The organism is Serratia sp. PAMC26656 (genome assembly GCF_016469055.2).
Classification (GTDB): domain Bacteria; phylum Pseudomonadota; class Gammaproteobacteria; order Enterobacterales; family Enterobacteriaceae; genus Serratia; species Serratia plymuthica.
The window spans coordinates 4,297,657-4,315,284 of sequence record NZ_CP150486.1; the positions used below are offsets into that span (position 1 = coordinate 4,297,657).

The following is a 17,628-nucleotide window of genomic DNA, read 5'->3' on the forward strand; positions in this document are numbered from 1 at the left end:
GGGTTACTGCGTTTTGTCTGTGGAAGGAATGATGTTACGCAACCAACTGCCCCAACGGCGCTGATAGAAAGGTTGAGTATGGGTGATCAGATAATGGCTGACCCCACGCTCTTTTTCCGACACCAGACAAAAATCTACCGGTTCGTCGTTGGGTGCCGTTTCGCTGGCTACGCTGCCGGCTTCGTTGATCAAGGCTTCGATATCCCCTTGATCGCCATCCACTTCCAGCCCCACCAGCAGGTTAGGCTTTTCATCCACCGCCTGATCATGCATCAGCGCCAGAAACGCGCGGCGTACCGGTTTGCGCTGGCTGAACAGCGTGGTCAACGCATCCACCATCGAGGACGGATATTCTTCCGGTTGGCCCAACAGGATCTGGGTATCCTTGTCGATATAGCGTTCCGCAGGCTTGGCTACGCCGCCGGTAGCCAGCAACATCGCGACTTCCTCGGGGTAGAACTCTTTGCCGTACTCGGCTTTCGGGTTAAGGAACAGATCCGCGCCTTCGGTAATCTCGAACAACACCCGCGCCGGCATAGCGATAAACGGCTGTTCATCTTCGACGGCTTTCTGCAACGCTTCCAGCGAGGAGAAGAACGGAATGATGCTGCCGCCGTCCTGTTTTTCCCAGTGCTGGATATTCACCGGAGTATCGGCATTCAGCGTAATATCGCCGTCCTGCTGCACCTGATCGCTGTCGCCGAGAATCAATACCGTGGCATCGAGCAACTCGCGGAAAAACGCCGGGCGATGGGCCGGCTCCGTCACCGCCAGCTTCAGCAGACGTTCAAGTTCGTTCTCGCCCGGGGCGGCATCGTGATGATGGGAACTCATGGCAAACTCCAGCAATTAAATAACGGGGCCCAGCATGCTGGGCCCCGAGGATAAACCATATTCTACCGCCCGCTGCAGCGGGCTTTCAATTATTTGGCTTTGCTCAGCAGCAGATTAGCCAGAGTCCGCACGCCCAGACCGGTCGCGCCGGCGGACCACTGATCCACCGCGCCTTTGCGGTAGGTCGCGGAACAGTCGATGTGCAACCAGCCTTGCTGATAGTTTTTCACAAAATGCGAAAGGAAGGCAGCCGCGGTGCTGGCGCCGGCGGTGTAAGCCGGGCCTGCCACGTTGTTCAGCTCGGCAAAATTGGACGGCAATTGGCTGCGGTGGAACTCGGCCAGCGGCAGGCGCCAGAAAGGTTCTTGCTCCGCCGCCGCGCTGGTCAACAGTTCCTGCGCCAACGCATCGTCAAAGCTGAACAGCGCATGGTAATCGTTACCTACCGCCGTTTTCGCCGCGCCGGTCAGGGTGGCGCAGTCGATAATCAGCTCGGGATTTTGCTCGCAAGCGTCAATCAGGCCATCGGCCAGCACCAAACGCCCTTCCGCATCGGTATTCATCACCTCAACGGTTTTGCCGTTGCGATAGCGAATGATGTCGCCCAGTTTGAAGGCATTGCCGCTGACCATGTTGTCGGCACAGCACAGGAACAGCTTCACGCGCTGCTTCAGGCCGCGAGCGGCAGCCAGCGCCAGTGCGCCGGTAATGGTGGCTGCACCACCCATGTCGGACTTCATCGAGTCCATAAAAGCGCTTTGCTTCAGGCTGTAACCGCCGGTGTCAAAAGTAATGCCTTTCCCCACCAGGCAGGCGAAGACCGGCGCATCCGGGTTGCCGGTCGGGTTGAAATCCAACGCCAGCAGCACGGGGGAACGGTCGGAACCGCGGCCCACGGTGTGGAGGCCCGCGTAGTTCTGCTCGCGCAGATCTTCACCCTTGGTGATGCGGTAACTGACGGCATCACAGCCGACATCACACAGCAGATCGACGGCGCGGGTTGCCAGTTGCTCCGGTCCCAGATCTTCTGCCGGCATATTGATGGTGTCGCGCACCCAGTCAACAATCTTCAGGCGCTGTTCCAGTTCTTTATGGTCGGCTTCCGGCAGTTCTGCCCACTCAACGCTGCGTTTGCCTTTCGGCCCACGGAACCCCTGCCAGAATGCCCAGCTGTTTTCCAGATCCCAGCCTTCACCGGCCAGCTTCACTTTTTTGATGCCCTGACCGTCGATTTTACGCGCGGCGCGCTGAACGCTGCCCAGTTTATCGTTGCCGGTCAGGTGAATGGTCATCCCTTCCGCATTGGTGCTCAGCAACGCTTTCTCGCCCCAGCGAGCGTCGGCAGGTTGGTGCGACAGCGTTACCAGCATAATTTCAGTTGTCATAGCCTTCTCACTCCGGATGTTCCCTTTATTATTTCATTAGGGCTTTATTGCATACCCTATGGATTTCAAATTGCAGCTAGGCGGCCAGCGATCTCATCCCCAGGAGCTTACTCAGGTAAGTGACTGGGGTGTGATCGTGCAGGTAACAACGCTGCAGTTTGAAAGACGACGGGTATGTCGGATACAAAATAAACGGGCCGCCCAAGGCAGCCCGTTACGCTATTTACTCCGCTTCATCTAACCAGACCAGCAGAATCGCTTCCAGTATTTTTTCGTTGGAAGCCTGAGGATCGTCGTCGAACTCTTCGAGATCGCAAATCCACTGATGCATGTCGGTAAAACGTACGGTTTTCGGATCGGTATCCGGGTATTGGTCGTACAGGGCTTCGCCGATTTCACGGCTGTCGGTCCACTTCAGTCCCATTATGATCTCCAGCTCTGCGCCGCGACTAGCAATTAATGCTCACGCGCATGGTTAACGGTATAACGCGGCATTTCTACCACCAGGTCTTCATCGGCGACCAGCGCCTGACAACTCAGGCGGCTTTCCGGCTCCAGACCCCAGGCCTTGTCCAGCATGTCGTCTTCCAGCTCGCTGCTCTCTTCAAGCGAATCAAAGCCTTCGCGCACGATGCAGTGGCAAGTGGTACAGGCGCAGGATTTCTCGCAGGCGTGTTCGATTTCAATCCCGTTGCGCAAGGCAACGTTAAGGATCGACTCTCCTTGCTCGGCTTCCAGTACAGCCCCCTCCGGGCAGAGATCTTGATGGGGCAGGAAAACAATTTTAGGCATGATTAAACCTCATCCACAGAATGGCCAGCCAGCGCGCGGCGAATGGAAGCATCCATACGGCGCGCGGCAAAATCTTGCGTTTGTGCATCTAATGTTTTAATTGCGGCTTCAATGGCGGCAGGATCGGTGCCCTGCGTCGCCTGTTGCAGGCCTTCCACCGCAGCGTCGATAGCCGTGCTTTCAGCTTCGCTCAGCAAGGCGGCATCGCTGGCCAAGGCACCCTGCAGGCTTTCCAGCACCCGCGATGCCTCTACCCGCTGTTCCGCCAGCATGCGCGCGCCAACGTCGCTGTGCGCATTGGCCATCGAGTCTTTGATCATGTCGGCGATCTCGCCGTCGGACAGGCCATAAGACGGCTTCACCTGGATCGAAGCTTCAACGCCGGTGGATTTCTCCATCGCCGTGACGCTCAGCAGGCCGTCCGCATCCACCTGGAAGGTAACGCGGATATGTGCGCCCCCGGCAGGCATTGGCGGTAAACCTCGCAGCGAGAAGCGCGCCAGCGAGCGGCAATCCTGCACCAGCTCACGTTCACCCTGCAACACGTGGATCATCATCGCGCTCTGGCCGTCTTTAAAGGTGGTGAATTCCTGCGCGCGCGCCACCGGAATGGTGGTGTTGCGCGGGATCACTTTCTCGACCAGACCGCCCATGGTTTCCAGACCGAGCGACAGCGGGATCACGTCCAGCAACAGCATGTCGCTGTCCGGCTTGTTACCCACCAGGATATCGGCCTGGATCGCCGCGCCGATGGCGACCACTTTGTCCGGATCGATAGACGTCAGCGGCGTGCGGCCAAAGAACGCACCCACCTGCTCACGCACCAGCGGCACGCGAGTGGAGCCGCCCACCATCACCACTTCAAGCACCTCTTCCGCGCTGACACCGGCGTCTTTTAGAGCGCGGCGGCAGGCCATAAGGGTGCGTTTAACCAGTGGCGCTATCAGCGCATCGAACTGTGCGCGGGTCACTTCGCCTTGCCAGTTGGCCACGTCGATGCTGACGCTGTCGGCATCGCTCAACGCAATTTTGGCGGCGATAGCCGCATCCAATAACTGGCGCTGGACACCGTGATCGCTGCGATCGGTCACGCCGGCCTGCTCGCGCAACCAGTCGGCCAGCAGGTGGTCAAAGTCATCGCCGCCCAGCGCAGAATCCCCGCCGGTGGCCAGCACTTCAAACACCCCGCGACTCAGGCGCAGAATGGAAATATCAAAGGTCCCGCCGCCCAGATCATAAACCGCAATGGTGCCTTCCTGACCAGAATCCAGGCCATAGGCAATCGCCGCAGCGGTCGGTTCGTTCAGCAGGCGCAGCACATGCAGGCCGGCCAGACGCGCTGCGTCTTTGGTGCCCTGGCGCTGTGCATCATCAAAATAAGCGGGAACGGTGATCACGACACCGTCGAGCTCCCCTTCCAGCGCCGCTTGTGCGCGAGTGGAAAGTGCCCTGAGAATGTCGGCGGAAACGCCTACCGGATTCACCAGACCGGCGGCGGTGACGATCATCGGCAGGCCGTTATCGCTGGACTGGAATTGGTACGGCAGGTTCGGGTAACGCTGCTGAACGTCGGCCAGCGAGCGGCCCATCATGCGTTTGATCGAGCTGATGGTATTGGCCGGATCCTGCGCCGCTTGCTGGCGCGCTTCCCAACCTACGCGCAACCCGTCAGTCTGATAGTGCACCACCGAGGGCAATAAATCGCGCCCCTGCGCGTCGGCCAGCGTTTCCGCCTGCCCACTGCGTACCGTGGCGACCAGAGAATTGGTGGTGCCTAAATCAATACCGGCAGCCAGGCGGCGCTGGTGCGGTGCGGCGCTGAGGCCAGGCTCGCTAATTTGTAATAAGGCCATATTGAAGCTTCCACAATCAGAATGTATTACTCAAAACCCAGCAGTTTTTCTTCGAGTTGTTCAACCTGTTGCTGGAGTTTGTCCAAAAAGCGCAGCTTACGCACGGTGTCGGCGGCGTCAGACCACTGCTGGCTATCCAACTGTTGCACCATCATCGCACTGCGCTGTTTGACCGTCTCGTTCACCCGCGCGCTAAAAGCGGCCAGCAGGCTTTCTGCATCCGCTTTGCGTTCAATGGTATCGAGCTCTTCACGCAGTTCCAGCTGTTCCATCAGGAACGCGGTATCGCGCACCGTGTGCTGCTCATTACCCAAATCAAAACCGTGCAAAGATAGCATATACTCCGCACGCTTTAATGGGTGCTTCAGCGTTTGGTAGGCTTCATTGATGGTCGCCGCCTGCTGCAACGCCATCAGGCGTTCGCGTTCTGGCTGGAGGGCATTGCGATCGGGATGGAATTGGCGCTGCAGATCCTGATAGCGAGAGGCAAGCAGGCCGCCGTCCACGGAATAGCGAACTGGCAGCCCGAATAAAGTAAAATAATCCATAGCGTGCTCTGGGCGTTATCGGATGGGGTTCCCCCGCAGCACGCGGGGGAGCACGATGGGCTGTCAGACGTTGAAGCTTTCGCCGCAGCCGCACTCGCTCGAGACATTGGGGTTGTTGAACTTGAAGCCTTCGTTCAGGCCTTCCTTAACGAAATCAAGCTCGGTACCGTCAAGGTAGACCAGGCTCTTGCCATCGATGATCACCTTGACGCCTTTGTTTTCAAAAACGATGTCGTCATCGTTCATTTCGTCAACAAATTCCAGCACATAAGCCATCCCGGAGCAGCCGGAGGTTCTTACCCCCAGACGCAAACCCAGACCTTTGCCGCGGTTATTCATAAAAGCCTGAACACGCTGCGCAGCGCTGTCGCTCATGGTAATTGACATCACAACCTCACACTCAATATCCCCAACCTCTTGCAAAACCGGTGTTGGGGAGCAAACCGGTGCAGGGGGCGAATATCTTCGCCCCGATCAACGCAGGCGCAATATACAGCGCCCCTACACAAAAACTACTTGGCGCTGTGCTTGCTCTTGTAGTCGGCGATCGCTGCTTTGATGGCATCTTCAGCCAGAATAGAGCAGTGAATTTTAACCGGCGGCAATTCCAGTTCTTCGGCGATCTGAGTGTTTTTGATCGCTTCGGCCTGATCAAGAGACTTGCCTTTCATCCATTCGGTCACCAGCGAACTGGAGGCGATGGCGGAACCGCAGCCGTAAGTCTTGAAGCGGGCGTCTTCGATGATGCCTTCATTGTTGACTTTGATCTGCAGCTTCATCACGTCGCCACAGGCCGGTGCACCCACCATGCCGCTACCAACGGTAGGATCTTCGTTGTCAAACGAGCCCACGTTACGTGGGTTTTCATAATGATCGATTACTTTTTCGCTGTAAGCCATGACCTTGCTCCTGAATCCTGAGAATTAATGATGTGCCCATTCGATGCTGTTGATATCCACGCCCTGCTTGAACATGTCCCACAGTGGAGACAGGTCGCGCAGACGGCCGATGGATTTACGCACCAGTTGAATGGTGTAATCGATCTCTTCTTCCGTGGTAAAACGCCCCAGAGAGAAACGGATCGAGCTATGCGCCAACTCGTCGGTCATCCCCAGCGCGCGCAGCACGTAGGAGGGTTCAAGGCTAGCGGAGGTACAGGCGGAACCTGAAGAAACGGCCAGGTCTTTCAGCGCCATGATCAGCGATTCGCCCTCAACATAGTTGAAGCTGACGTTGAGGATGTTCGGAACGCCGTGTTCCAGGTCGCCGTTCAGATACACTTCTTCCATATCTTTCACGCCGTTCCACAGACGATCGCGCAGCGTACGCAGGCGCGCCATTTCCGTCGCCATCTCTTCTTTGGCGATACGGTAGGCTTCGCCCATACCGGCGATCTGGTGCACAGGCAGGGTGCCGGAACGCATACCCCGCTCGTGACCGCCGCCGTGAACCTGGGCTTCGATGCGAATACGCGGTTTACGACGCACGTACAGCGCGCCAATGCCTTTCGGGCCATAGATTTTGTGGCCGGAGAACGACATCAGATCGACTTTCAGCTTGCTCAGATCGATAGGCAGTTTGCCCACGCTCTGGGTAGCGTCAACGTGGTAAATGATACCGCGCACACGGCACATCTCGCCGATAGCTTCGATATCCTGCACCACGCCGATTTCATTGTTCACGTGCATGATCGATACCAGGATGGTGTCTTCACGCATGGCGGCTTCGAGAGCCTGCAGACTGATAATCCCGTTGCTCTGCGGCGCCAGGTAGGTCACTTCAAACCCTTCACGCTCGAGCTGACGACAGGTGTCCAGCACGGCTTTGTGTTCGGTTTTGCTGGTGATGATGTGCTTGCCTTTCTTTTGATAGAAATTGGCCGCACCTTTAATCGCCAGGTTGTCGGATTCGGTCGCTCCGGAAGTGAACACGATTTCACGCGGGTCAGCGCCAACCAGTTCAGCAATTTGGTTACGGGCGATATCTACCGCTTCTTCCGCCTGCCACCCAAAGCGGTGGGAACGGGAAGCCGGGTTACCGAAAGTCCCGTCCAGGGTCAAAAACTGCATCATTTTCTCGGCAACGCGCGGGTCAACCGGCGTCGTTGCTGAGTAATCGAGATAAATCGGTAATTTCATTGCTCTTGTGCTCCGTACATCACTTCCAAAAACTAAAAAAATATCGCCAGCTGCTTATGCGCGCAGATTAACGTTGATAGTTTCTTGCGGACGACCGTTGGCCGTGCGACGGGTATCGTTGTTCTGACGGTCCGCCACCACCAGCACTTCCTGGTTGTTCACCAGTTCTGCCAGCGTAATGTTGTTCAGGAACCCGCTGATGCGCTCGCTCAGATCGCGCCACAGGGTATGAGTCAGACAGCGATCGCCACCCTGACAGCCTTCTTTACCCTGACAACGGGTTGCATCTACCGATTCATCGACGGCAGTGATGACAGCGCCAACGGCGATCTCACCTGCGTCTTTCCCCAGCAGATAACCACCGCCCGGCCCACGCACGCTGGCCACCAGGCCATTTTTACGCAGACGGGAGAATAATTGTTCCAGATAAGAGAGCGAAATCCCTTGGCGCTCAGAAATATCCGCCAGAGGAACGGGCCCTTCCTGGGAGTGCAATGCCACATCAAGCATAGCGGTTACGGCATAACGGCCTTTGGATGTCAGTCTCATAGCTAAATGGTTACCTGTTGGTGAAACATGGCCGAAATTCTGACATTCCCGAGTAAATCAGTCAACTATTTAACCTAGTAATTTACTCAAGTATTAGCACATTTTGTCCTGAGCTATATCAAATGCATATAAAATACATGTTATAACCATTGGATAACTAATACTATTATTACTGGCCGTTACGCCACATCAAATTAATTACCTTGATGTTTATCCTGTTTCTCTATCGACGTCAGCATGCCACGCAAGATATTCAGCTCCTGAGCTTCCGGCCGCGCTCGGGTGAATAAACGGCGCAATCTGCTCATTACCTGCCCCGGATGTGCCGGGCGGATAAAGCCGCTGTGCTGTAGCGTTTGTTCCAGGTGCTGATAGAAACGTTCGAGATCGTCCACCAGAGGATAAGGCGTTTCTTCCAACTGCGGCGCCCCCACTTGCTGGCGATCGAGATAAGCCACGCGCACTTCATAAGCCAGGATCTGCACCGCCATCGCCAGGTTCAGCGAGCTGTAATCCGGGTTGGCGGGAATGGCGACGTGATAATGGCACTTTTGCAGCTCATCGTTGGTCAGGCCAACGCGTTCGCGACCGAACACCAGCGCAACCGGCGCGTGCTCGCCTTCGTGCACGGCGCGTACGCCGCATTCGCGCGGTTCCAGCATCGGCCACGGCAAAGTGCGTGAACGCGCACTGGTGCCGACCACCAGGCTACAGCCGGCGATAGCGTCATCAAGGGTGTCAACGATAGTGGCGTTGCCGATCACGTCGCTGGCGCCTGCGGCTAGGGCAATCGCCTGCGAATCAGGTTTTATCAGCGGGTTAACCAGATAAAGGTTGGTTAACCCCATGGTTTTCATGGCTCGAGCGGTCGAGCCCATGTTACCGGTATGGGAGGTTTCTACCAGAACAATGCGGATGTTGTGCAGCATACAAACTCTGAGCGTAGCGGAAAATCACAGCATCTTAACACAGCCATAGGCATTTTGCCGAACAGCTGCTATACTTCGCGCCGTTTCCTGTTCTTTAACATCCTAGTTGGAAGATACCCATGCATCCGATGCTGACTATCGCCGTGCGCGCTGCGCGCAAGGCCGGTAACCTGATTGCCAAAAACTACGAAACCCCGGACGCTGTAGAAGCGACCCAGAAAGGGACCAATGACTTTGTCACTAACGTCGATCGCGATGCAGAGCATCTGATCATCGACGTGATCCGCAAGTCTTATCCGCAACACACTATTATTACCGAAGAACGCGGTGAGCTGGTCGGCGAAGATCAGGATGTACAATGGGTGATCGATCCACTGGATGGCACCTCAAACTTCATTAAACGTTTCCCACACTTCTCCGTTTCCATCGCCGTACGCATCAAAGGCCGTACTGAAGTGGCCGTGGTTTACGATCCAATGCGCAACGAACTGTTTACCGCTGCCCGCGGCCAAGGCGCACAGCTCAACGGCTACCGCCTGCGCGGCACCAATGCCAAAGATCTGGATGGCACCATCCTGGCTACCGGCTTCCCGTTCAAGGTTAAACAGCACGCAACCCCTTACATCAACGTGGTTGGCAAACTGTTCACTCAGTGTGCAGACTTCCGTCGCACCGGCTCCGCCGCGCTGGACCTGGCCTATGTGGCCGCCGGCCGCGTTGACGGTTTCTTCGAGATTGGCCTGAAGCCGTGGGACTTTGCTGCCGGCGAACTGCTGGTACGCGAATCTGGCGGTCTGGTGACCGACTTTGTTGGCGGCCATAACCACTTCAGCTCCGGCAACGTGGTTGCAGGTAACCCGCGCGTAGTGAAAGCCATGCTTTCTACCATGCGTGAAGAACTGAGCGAAGCGCTGAAGCGTTAATATCGAGAAGTGATTGAATAATAAAGAAAAAGCGCTGCAATTTATTGCAGCGCTTTTTTTATGCCTGTCAGCGGGAGAAAGGCCGGATACCGCCACCAAACTCCGGCTGAGCGCTGGTATACAGCAGCAATCCGGCGAACAGCAGAATCAAGCCACCGGCCAATGCCAGCGATCCCCAGGCAACGGCGCTCCAGGCGGCCGGTGCGCGCGAACGGCTGAGGCGCACCGCCAACCGGCGGCTGTAATGCACCAGCAAGGCCAACAATGAAATGGTCAGCGACGTGCCAAACGCCATCGCCAACGCGGAAATAACGCCCCAGGTGAATACGCCAATCACCTTGGAAAACAGCAGCACCAGTATCGCCCCCGAGCAGGGGCGTATGCCCATCGCCAGCACGATGGCGGTTTGCGTGCGCCAGTCACTGCCCGTCTGCAATTCGCTGTCGCTCGGCAAATGGCGGTGCCCGCAGCCGCAGTGTTCGCTGTGAACATGATGAGTCGGCAGCAGTTGCAGGCTATTGATGCGCAGCGCCGGTGACGGACGTAGCGCTTTCACCGCGTAATACAGGCGTTTCAGCGCCCGCCAGCTCAGCAGCACGCCCAGCAGCATGACCAAAATAAAACTGCCCTTCTCCAGCCAGAAACTGCTCTGATGCAGTTGGCGGGAGGATAATTGCAGTACCACCAGCATCAGAGTCACCAACGCGATAGCCACCAGCCCTTGAACCAGCGACGCGGCAAAGGTCAGTTTCAGGCTGCTTTTCAGCCGCGCCGGGTGGGTGGCCAGATAGGTGGCGATCACCACCTTGCCGTGACCGGGGCCAAGTGCATGCAGCACGCCATAGCTCAGGCTAAACAGCGTCAACGCCAGCCCGGCCTGCTGGGGGGCGGCTTTTACCTGCTGCAACAGACCGGCCAATTGTTGATGCAGCCCCTTCTGCCACACCACGCTTTGCATCAGCAGCTGCGGCCAATAGTGCCACGCCACTTGAGCGGCCAACGCCAGCAACAGCGCAAACAGCAGCAGCGGCCACAGGCTGAAGGCCCAGTGCCGCTTACGCGCAGTGTTCTGGCTGAGATTTATTGACATTGCAAAGTGACCCGCTGCGCGAACTGTTGCCCCAGCGCCATATCTTCGCTGGGTGCATCGTTCTTATCGAGGGACAATGCGTAAGCCTGCAAGGAGGAATCCGGCTTCGGCGTCATCAGGCTGAACTTGCACTGTGGCGCCATTTCCGGCGGCAGATGCAGCGCCGTTTGGTCTTTGTAAGTCATATCGACAAAATAGGTGGGATCGTAGGTGGAGATTTCAAACGGCTTGCCTGCCAGCGGCTGCGGCTCGGCCAGCGGCAACACAAACTCCAGCACCGCCTGGTGCCCCTGACGTGACAAGTGGTATTCGGTCGGCAGATTCAGGTATTTCACCGGCTTTCCGTCGCGATACACATCGGTGAAATAGTGCTGACCGAGCACGTTGGCCATCACTTCCGCCGCCAGCTTTTTCCACACTTCCGAGTCGCTTTTCGCGTTCTGCGCATCGTACAGCAGATCCGCCGAGGTGATTTCATCCATTACCCAAACCATTTTCAAGCCTACCAACTTTTGATCTTTCGCCACGAAGGTGGTGTTCATATCAATGAAGCTGTGCGGGTGTGCAACAACGCCGGCGCTGAACAACGCTAAAAAACCGGCCACAATAAAACGTAACTTCATCATCAAACGATACTCATTATTGTTATAAAGTAACATTAATCAACCTTCAACCACCGTTAATCGGCACAATAATTGTGACGAAAGTGGTAAGCCGAAATAAAACCGGGCGCCGAAGCCGCGCCGCAGCACAGCCTTTTGCTATGCTTATTCATAATTTAAACGTTACCTGCCAGAAGGTGATATGAGCCTGGACACTGCTCCTGTGCCTGAGCTCTCCGGTCAACAACGGCGCTGTCATCTGTTATTGATGCTGTATGCGCCGGTGCCCGCTGTACAACTGGAGACTATCAGCCAAATCAACGGCGTCGACCACCCTACTGCCCGGCAAGATATAGCCGAGGTTGCCAGTGAAATCCAGCGTTTCCACCATCTGGAGCTCGTCGGCAATTCCGACGAAGGTTACCGGCTCAAGGGAAGCGCGCTCAACCAACGCCTCTGCCTGCTCCACTGGTTGCGCAGAGCCCTGCGCTGTAGTCCGGTGTTTATTGACCAACATTTTGCCCCCTGGCTGCACCAGGCGCTGGCGGTAAACTCCGCTCCCTCGCCGCAGTTGGAAAGTTACCTCAACAGTTGTGAACCGTTGCTCAACCGTACCCTCGATCAACGCGATCGCCAATTTCTGCAGCACTACCTGTGTTACTGCGCCTGGGAAGCCCAGCGCCAACGGCACCCGGTATTCACCCCCGCGCAACGAGAGTGGCTGCATCAGAAACCGGAACATCAGGCAGCCAGCTTGCTGCATCAATCGCTGAACCAGCTTTTCGCCCTGCAGCCCAAGGCCAGCGAAAGCGACTTTCTGGTACTGATGTTCACCATGCTGAAAAACCACAGCTACCACAGCAACGACTCGGAGGAAGATCTGCGGTTAATGAGAGCGATTGAAAAGATGGTCGAGCGCTTCCAGCAGATTTCCGGCATGACCTTCAGCAGTAAAGAGGATTTGATCAGCCAGCTGTTCGCCCATCTGGCGCCTGCGGTCGAGCGCTGTCGTTTTGACATCGGCATCGACAACCTGCTGCTGGAAGAAGTGGTACGCAAGTACCCGCGTCTGATGCGCACCACTCAGGACGCGCTGGCGCCGCTCGAACAGGAATATGAAATTCGTTTTTCCAGTGAGGAAGCGGGGTTGGTGGCCATCAGTTTCGGCGCCTGGCTGATGCAGGGTAATGCGCTGCAGGAAAAACAGGTGTTGTTACTGACGCTGGACAACCCGCAGTTGGAAGAGGAAGTGGAATATCAGATCCGCGAATTAACGCTGTTGCCATTAAATATCAAGTATCTGCCGTTGCGCGATTACCTGCGCTCCGGCGCGCCACAGGGTATCACGCTGGTGATCAGCCCTTATGCGGCGGTACACAGTGAACCGCAACCGCCGCTGATTTATACCGAATTGCCGTTAGAACGCCAGCAGCGCAAAGCCATCCGCGCGCTGCTGGAAACGACTTAACGGTTGCCGCTGACCGCAACGGCCGGCGGGCGAATAAACAACGCCGGCACCGCCACCGCCGCCATCACCCAGAATACCCCGCCCTGCAGATGTTCAAACAGGAAGCCGGCAATCACCGTCATAATCGCAATACCGCCCCCCATCGCCAGCGCCGAGTAAATCGCCTGCAACCGGATCACCTCCGGCCCTTTGCGTGCCGCGATAAATCGCATCGCCGCCAGATGGCAAACGGTAAAGGTGCCGCAATGCAGGATCTGGATCACCAGCAGCCAGCCCAGTTCGGTGCTGTAAGCCATCAGGCTCCAGCGCAGCACCCCGCAGCAGGCGGAAAGCAACAGCAGATTGCGCGCATTCCAGCGGCGGAACAGGAAATTGCTGCTGGCGAAAATAATGACTTCCGCCACCACGCCCAGCGACCACAGATAACCAATCGTCGAAGCCGAGTAGCCGGCCTCCTGCCAGTAGATAGAGCCAAAGCTGTAATAGCCGGCATGCGCGCCCTGCAGCAACGTAACGCACAACAGGAAACGCCAGACCGGCCCTTCCTTGAGCATTTCACGCAATGAGCGGTCTGGCCCGCTTTGGGTACGCGTCTCCCCCTGCGGCATCACGCTCGGTTTCAGCATCATGCCCAACAGCATCGCCAGCACGCTGAGGATCAAGCTGTAAAGAATGGCGTTATGGCCCCAAACCGACACCATTTGCCCGGTCAGCGCCGAACCGATCACAAACGCCAGCGAACCCCACAGCCTGACACGGCCGTAGTCCATGGTGATTTGTTTTTGCCAGGTGGCAGCCAACGCGTCGGTCAAGGGTACCAACGGCGAGAAGAACAGGTTGAAGCCGGCAATCACCAGCATCAGCCAACCCCAGCCGTTGCCGAAGCAGAACCCCACGGCGAAGGCCAACGTCAGCAACGCCAACAGGCGAAGCGCCGTCACCAGATGGGAAGGATCTTTAACCCGGGGAGCGATCAGCAAACTGCCGAGGAAACGCGCAACCAAACCGGCACCGAGCAGCAGACCTATGGTTTCAGGCGTGATGCCTTCGCCTTTCAGCCAAACGCCCCAAAACGGTAAGAAGATGCCATAAGAAAAGAAGTAGGTGAAATAACTGAGAGCGAGCCAACGCGTTGATTGCAGAACCATGATCCCTCCGGTGTGTAGGCGATACTTTGACAGAGCTCACACTCGCGAGCAACGCTCATTCACGATCAAGGGGATAGAGTGCTAAGCAGTTCACAGTTTGCCGGTACAGGCATAAAAAAACCCGCCGAAGCGGGTTTTTAAAGAGAAAGCAGAATTATGCGTAGACCGGCAGGCGGGCGCAGATCTCCAGCACTTTCTTCTTGGTGCGTTCGATGGTGGCTTCATCGTTGATGTTGTCCAGCACGTCGCAGATCCAACCAGCCAACTCAGTCACTTCAGCAGTTTTGAAGCCACGGCGGGTCACAGCCGGCGTACCGATACGTATGCCAGAGGTAACGAACGGGCTCTTCGGATCGTTCGGCACGCTGTTTTTGTTCACGGTGATATTGGCGCGGCCCAGGGCTGCGTCAGCTTCTTTACCGGTCAGGTTTTTGTCAACCAGGTCCAGCAGGAACAGGTGGTTATGAGTACCGCCGGAAACCACTTTGTAGCCGCGCTCCAGGAACACCTTCACCATCGCTTTGGCGTTATCGGCGACTTGCTGCTGGTAAACCTTGAACTCAGGCTCCATCGCTTCTTTCAGCGCTACCGCTTTACCGGCAATCACATGCATCAGCGGGCCGCCCTGGCCGCCAGGGAATACGGCGGAGTTCAGCTTCTTGTACAGATCTTCATCACCGCCCTTCGCCAGGATCAGGCCGCCACGCGGACCCGCCAGGGTTTTGTGGGTAGTGGTGGTGACGATGTGCGCGTGCGGAACCGGGTTCGGATAAACGCCGGCGGCGATCAGGCCCGCAACGTGCGCCATGTCAACGAACAGGTAAGCACCGATGCTGTCTGCGATTTCACGCATTTTTGCCCAGTCAACCAGACCGGAGAAGGCTGAGAAGCCGCCGATGATCATTTTTGGTTTGTGGGTCTGCGCTTGCTTGGCCAGATCGTCGTAGTCGATTTCGCCTTTTTCGTTGATACCGTAAGGCACCACGTTGTACAGCTTGCCGGACAGGTTGACCGGTGAACCGTGGGTCAGATGGCCGCCGTGCGCCAGGTTCATGCCCAGAATGGTGTCGCCCGGCTGCAGCAGCGCGGTGTAGACGGCGAAGTTAGCCTGGGAGCCGGAGTGCGGCTGAACGTTGGCGTAATCTGCGCCAAACAGCTCTTTAGCACGGTCGATGGCCAGTTGCTCAACGATATCCACGTATTCGCAGCCGCCGTAATAACGCTTGCCCGGATAGCCTTCAGCGTATTTGTTGGTCAACTGGGAACCCTGAGCCTGCATTACGCGTGGGCTGGTGTAGTTCTCAGACGCAATCAGTTCAATGTGCTCTTCCTGACGCACGACTTCTTGCTCCATTGCACGCCACAGTTCGGCATCATAATCGGCAATGTTCATTTCACGCTTTAACATCCGGCATCTCCTGACTTAAATCGGCTAACTAAAAAATCACCAAATAACTACCCGGTTGGGTTCTGGGCAACAGTGTAAACTGTTTTCCCCTACCGAGGATAGGTCTTGACAGAGGTTTTTACGCAAACGATTGGCATGACGCGCTGCAAGGCTTTGATCCGATAAATCACGCCATCCGGCAACGGATTTTTACTCATGCTGAGAATGCGTTTTTTTCATGTTCTGTGAGCGGGATCGTCGCTTAACAACGCCGTAACAAAAATAAGGGTATTTACAGCCCCGGCGGAAATCGCTAATATTTGCGCAAACTTAAAAGATGCATTTAATATGCAACTTTTAAATATTCCAATAATTGAAGTCAAAGGAGCGCTACCATGCTGGATAGCCAAACCATCGCCACCGTAAAATCCACGATTCCCCTGCTGGCTGCGACCGGGCCTAAACTGACCGCTCATTTCTACGATCGCATGTTCGAACACAATCCTGAGTTGAAAGATGTTTTCAACATGAATAACCAGCGCAACGGCGATCAACGCCAGACGTTGTTCGATGCGATCTGCGCCTACGCCGCCAATATCGAAAATCTGGCGGCGTTGCTGCCGGCGGTAGAGCGTATTGCCCAGAAACACACCAGCCTGAATATCCAGCCGGAGCAGTATCAAATTGTCGGCGGCCACCTGCTGGCGACGCTGGACGAAATGTTCAGCCCAGGCCAGGAAGTACTGGATGCCTGGGGCAAGGCCTACGGCGTATTGGCGAACGTGTTTATCCAGCGTGAAGGCCAGATTTATCAGGAAAGTGAAAACGCGAATGGCGGCTGGCGCGAACGGCGCGCTTTCCGCATTGTCAAAAAGCAGCCGCAAAGCGATGTGATTTGCAGCTTCGTGCTGGCGCCGGTGGACGGCGGCCGCGTGATTGACTTCAAGCCGGGGCAATATCTGGCGGTCTATATCAATCACGACAGCATGGAAAATCAGGAAATCCGCCAATACTCACTGACCACCGCGCCGAACGGCGAATACTACCGCATCGCGGTGAAGCGTGAAGATCAAGGTAAGGTCTCGAATTTCCTGCACCAGCAGGCCAAAGAGGGCGATGTGCTTTATCTGGCGCCGCCGCACGGGGATTTCTTCCTTGACGTGCAGCCAACCACCCCGCTAGCCCTGATCTCCGCCGGCGTAGGCCAAACGCCCATGCTCGGCATGCTCAATACCCTGCACGACAGTCAACATCAGGCGGACGTGCACTGGTTGCATGCAGCGGAAAACGGCAACGTTCACGCCTTTGCAGATGAAGTGGCGGATATCGCCGGCCGCATGCCAAACCTGAGCCGTCACGTCTGGTACCGCGAGCCGGGCACCGACGACGTGGAAGGCCGCGATTATCAGAGCCGCGGGTTGATGGACCTCAGCGCACTGCGCGAAACGCTCGACGATCCACAGATGCATTATTACTTCTGCGGCCCAGTGCCGTTTATGCAGCATGTTGGCAAACAGCTGCTGGAAATGGGCGTGAACGCCGATCGCATCCATTACGAATGCTTCGGCCCGCATAAGGTACTGTAATCAAACGGGGCGCGGTCTATGAACAGCACTGCGCCCCGCCGTTATGTTGGATCAGATAGCTTCTTCGTCCTGTTCGCCGGTACGAATACGCACCACGCGCGCCACGTCGAAGACGAAGATTTTACCGTCGCCGATTTTACCGGTTTGCGCGGTTTGCATGATGGTTTCCACGCAGGTATCGACGATATCGTCGGCCACGACAATCTCAATTTTCACCTTCGGCAGAAAATCGACCATGTACTCCGCGCCACGGTACAGCTCGGTGTGGCCTTTCTGGCGGCCAAAGCCTTTCACTTCGGTCACAGTCATACCGGTAATGCCGACTTCGGCCAGAGCCTCGCGGACGTCATCCAGTTTGAACGGCTTGATAATCGCGTCAATTTTTTTCATCTTCTT

General features: G+C 56.4%; 19 protein-coding genes. 3 read left to right on the plus strand and 16 right to left on the minus strand.

All coding sequences use genetic code 11. From position 1 onward, the window contains the following. Positions 1–3 precede the first annotated feature (3 nt). From sseB to trmJ, 11 genes are all read right to left on the minus strand, one after another. On the minus strand, positions 4–834 hold the full coding sequence (sseB, locus tag JEM67_RS21230) for an enhanced serine sensitivity protein SseB (protein ID WP_199636915.1): 831 nt from the start codon (positions 832–834) through the stop codon (positions 4–6). Between the two features lie 89 nt (positions 835–923). Next, positions 924–2,219: an aminopeptidase PepB gene (gene pepB, locus JEM67_RS21235; protein ID WP_199636913.1), complete on the minus strand. Its 1,296-nt coding sequence runs from the start codon at positions 2,217–2,219 to the stop codon at positions 924–926. Positions 2,220–2,442: 223 nt separating this feature from the next. Continuing rightward, positions 2,443–2,643 (minus strand): Fe-S cluster assembly protein IscX, encoded by a 201-nt coding sequence (iscX, locus tag JEM67_RS21240; protein WP_006327336.1) that lies wholly within the window; start codon positions 2,641–2,643, stop codon positions 2,443–2,445. A 32-nt stretch (positions 2,644–2,675) separates the two neighbouring features. Then, complete coding sequence (gene fdx, locus JEM67_RS21245) at positions 2,676–3,011, minus strand: ISC system 2Fe-2S type ferredoxin (RefSeq protein ID WP_004952086.1); 336 nt, start codon at positions 3,009–3,011, stop codon at positions 2,676–2,678. A 2-nt stretch (positions 3,012–3,013) separates the two neighbouring features. Next, entirely contained in the window at positions 3,014–4,864 is a 1,851-nt protein-coding gene (hscA, locus tag JEM67_RS21250) for a Fe-S protein assembly chaperone HscA (protein ID WP_199636911.1), read from the minus strand. A 26-nt stretch (positions 4,865–4,890) separates the two neighbouring features. Further along, entirely contained in the window at positions 4,891–5,412 is a 522-nt protein-coding gene (hscB, locus tag JEM67_RS21255) for a co-chaperone HscB (protein WP_199636909.1), read from the minus strand. A 63-nt stretch (positions 5,413–5,475) separates the two neighbouring features. Further along, complete coding sequence (gene iscA, locus JEM67_RS21260; protein ID WP_004952089.1) at positions 5,476–5,799, minus strand: iron-sulfur cluster assembly protein IscA; 324 nt, start codon at positions 5,797–5,799, stop codon at positions 5,476–5,478. Between the two features lie 125 nt (positions 5,800–5,924). Further along, positions 5,925–6,311: a Fe-S cluster assembly scaffold IscU gene (gene iscU, locus JEM67_RS21265; RefSeq protein ID WP_004952090.1), complete on the minus strand. Its 387-nt coding sequence runs from the start codon at positions 6,309–6,311 to the stop codon at positions 5,925–5,927. Between the two features lie 24 nt (positions 6,312–6,335). After that, the gene (locus tag JEM67_RS21270; RefSeq protein ID WP_199636906.1) at positions 6,336–7,550 is read right to left on the minus strand and encodes an IscS subfamily cysteine desulfurase; all 1,215 of its coding nucleotides are present in this window, start codon (positions 7,548–7,550) and stop codon (positions 6,336–6,338) included. Positions 7,551–7,604: 54 nt separating this feature from the next. Further along, positions 7,605–8,099, minus strand: a complete 495-nt coding sequence (gene iscR / locus JEM67_RS21275; protein WP_020828166.1) for a Fe-S cluster assembly transcriptional regulator IscR — start codon at positions 8,097–8,099, stop codon at positions 7,605–7,607. Between the two features lie 194 nt (positions 8,100–8,293). After that, complete coding sequence (gene trmJ, locus JEM67_RS21280; RefSeq protein WP_006327339.1) at positions 8,294–9,028, minus strand: tRNA (cytosine(32)/uridine(32)-2'-O)-methyltransferase TrmJ; 735 nt, start codon at positions 9,026–9,028, stop codon at positions 8,294–8,296. A gap of 119 nt (positions 9,029–9,147) precedes the next feature. On the opposite strand from trmJ, the gene suhB reads away from it, so the two are divergent. Continuing rightward, positions 9,148–9,951, plus strand: coding sequence for an inositol-1-monophosphatase (gene suhB / locus JEM67_RS21285; protein ID WP_013814158.1), 804 nt, complete (start codon positions 9,148–9,150; stop codon positions 9,949–9,951). Positions 9,952–10,018: 67 nt separating this feature from the next. Here the strand turns inward: suhB and JEM67_RS21290 are convergent, their stop codons facing one another. Together JEM67_RS21290 and JEM67_RS21295 are read right to left on the minus strand one after the other, a co-directional pair. Next, on the minus strand, positions 10,019–11,041 hold the full coding sequence (locus tag JEM67_RS21290; protein WP_199636904.1) for a nickel/cobalt transporter: 1,023 nt from the start codon (positions 11,039–11,041) through the stop codon (positions 10,019–10,021). Continuing rightward, positions 11,032–11,667 carry a DUF1007 family protein gene (locus JEM67_RS21295; protein ID WP_370576167.1) on the minus strand — a complete coding sequence of 212 codons (636 nt, stop codon included), beginning with the start codon at positions 11,665–11,667 and terminating at the stop codon, positions 11,032–11,034. The genes JEM67_RS21290 and JEM67_RS21295 overlap by 10 nt, the downstream gene beginning before the upstream one ends. Positions 11,668–11,845: 178 nt before the next feature. Here JEM67_RS21295 and csiE point away from each other — a divergent pair, with 178 nt between their 5' ends. Next, positions 11,846–13,111, plus strand: coding sequence for a stationary phase inducible protein CsiE (gene csiE, locus JEM67_RS21300; RefSeq protein ID WP_199636902.1), 1,266 nt, complete (start codon positions 11,846–11,848; stop codon positions 13,109–13,111). On the opposite strand, the gene JEM67_RS21305 is transcribed toward csiE, so the two are convergent. Both JEM67_RS21305 and glyA read right to left on the minus strand, forming a co-directional pair. After that, the gene (locus JEM67_RS21305; protein WP_199636900.1) at positions 13,108–14,259 is read right to left on the minus strand and encodes a 3-phenylpropionate MFS transporter; all 1,152 of its coding nucleotides are present in this window, start codon (positions 14,257–14,259) and stop codon (positions 13,108–13,110) included. The two genes, csiE and JEM67_RS21305, sit on opposite strands and share 4 nt — an antisense overlap. Before the next feature lie 154 nt (positions 14,260–14,413). After that, positions 14,414–15,667: a serine hydroxymethyltransferase gene (gene glyA, locus JEM67_RS21310; protein WP_013814163.1), complete on the minus strand. Its 1,254-nt coding sequence runs from the start codon at positions 15,665–15,667 to the stop codon at positions 14,414–14,416. Between the two features lie 374 nt (positions 15,668–16,041). On the opposite strand from glyA, the gene hmpA reads away from it, so the two are divergent. Then, a complete protein-coding gene (gene hmpA, locus JEM67_RS21315; RefSeq protein ID WP_199636898.1) occupies positions 16,042–17,232 on the plus strand; it encodes an NO-inducible flavohemoprotein in 1,191 nt (396 codons plus the stop codon). A 51-nt stretch (positions 17,233–17,283) separates the two neighbouring features. Here hmpA and glnB read toward each other — a convergent pair whose 3' ends face one another. Beyond that, positions 17,284–17,622 carry a nitrogen regulatory protein P-II gene (glnB, locus tag JEM67_RS21320; protein WP_004847623.1) on the minus strand — a complete coding sequence of 113 codons (339 nt, stop codon included), beginning with the start codon at positions 17,620–17,622 and terminating at the stop codon, positions 17,284–17,286. Positions 17,623–17,628: the final 6 nt, after the last annotated feature.

Bases quoted from the DNA above. Each gene is read 5' to 3' on its own strand.
- sseB (WP_199636915.1), bottom strand. From the start codon at position 834: ATGAGTTCCCATCATCACGATGCCGCCCCGGGCGAGAACGAACTTGAA.
- pepB (WP_199636913.1), bottom strand. From the start codon at position 2,219: ATGACAACTGAAATTATGCTGGTAACGCTGTCGCACCAACCTGCCGAC.
- iscX (WP_006327336.1), bottom strand. From the start codon at position 2,643: ATGGGACTGAAGTGGACCGACAGCCGTGAAATCGGCGAAGCCCTGTAC.
- fdx (WP_004952086.1), bottom strand. From the start codon at position 3,011: ATGCCTAAAATTGTTTTCCTGCCCCATCAAGATCTCTGCCCGGAGGGG.
- hscA (WP_199636911.1), bottom strand. From the start codon at position 4,864: ATGGCCTTATTACAAATTAGCGAGCCTGGCCTCAGCGCCGCACCGCAC.
- hscB (WP_199636909.1), bottom strand. From the start codon at position 5,412: ATGGATTATTTTACTTTATTCGGGCTGCCAGTTCGCTATTCCGTGGAC.
- iscA (WP_004952089.1), bottom strand. From the start codon at position 5,799: ATGTCAATTACCATGAGCGACAGCGCTGCGCAGCGTGTTCAGGCTTTT.
- iscU (WP_004952090.1), bottom strand. From the start codon at position 6,311: ATGGCTTACAGCGAAAAAGTAATCGATCATTATGAAAACCCACGTAAC.
- JEM67_RS21270 (WP_199636906.1), bottom strand. From the start codon at position 7,550: ATGAAATTACCGATTTATCTCGATTACTCAGCAACGACGCCGGTTGAC.
- iscR (WP_020828166.1), bottom strand. From the start codon at position 8,099: ATGAGACTGACATCCAAAGGCCGTTATGCCGTAACCGCTATGCTTGAT.
- trmJ (WP_006327339.1), bottom strand. From the start codon at position 9,028: ATGCTGCACAACATCCGCATTGTTCTGGTAGAAACCTCCCATACCGGT.
- suhB (WP_013814158.1), top strand. From the start codon at position 9,148: ATGCATCCGATGCTGACTATCGCCGTGCGCGCTGCGCGCAAGGCCGGT.
- JEM67_RS21290 (WP_199636904.1), bottom strand. From the start codon at position 11,041: ATGTCAATAAATCTCAGCCAGAACACTGCGCGTAAGCGGCACTGGGCC.
- JEM67_RS21295 (WP_370576167.1), bottom strand. From the start codon at position 11,667: ATGATGAAGTTACGTTTTATTGTGGCCGGTTTTTTAGCGTTGTTCAGC.
- csiE (WP_199636902.1), top strand. From the start codon at position 11,846: ATGAGCCTGGACACTGCTCCTGTGCCTGAGCTCTCCGGTCAACAACGG.
- JEM67_RS21305 (WP_199636900.1), bottom strand. From the start codon at position 14,259: ATGGTTCTGCAATCAACGCGTTGGCTCGCTCTCAGTTATTTCACCTAC.
- glyA (WP_013814163.1), bottom strand. From the start codon at position 15,667: ATGTTAAAGCGTGAAATGAACATTGCCGATTATGATGCCGAACTGTGG.
- hmpA (WP_199636898.1), top strand. From the start codon at position 16,042: ATGCTGGATAGCCAAACCATCGCCACCGTAAAATCCACGATTCCCCTG.
- glnB (WP_004847623.1), bottom strand. From the start codon at position 17,622: ATGAAAAAAATTGACGCGATTATCAAGCCGTTCAAACTGGATGACGTC.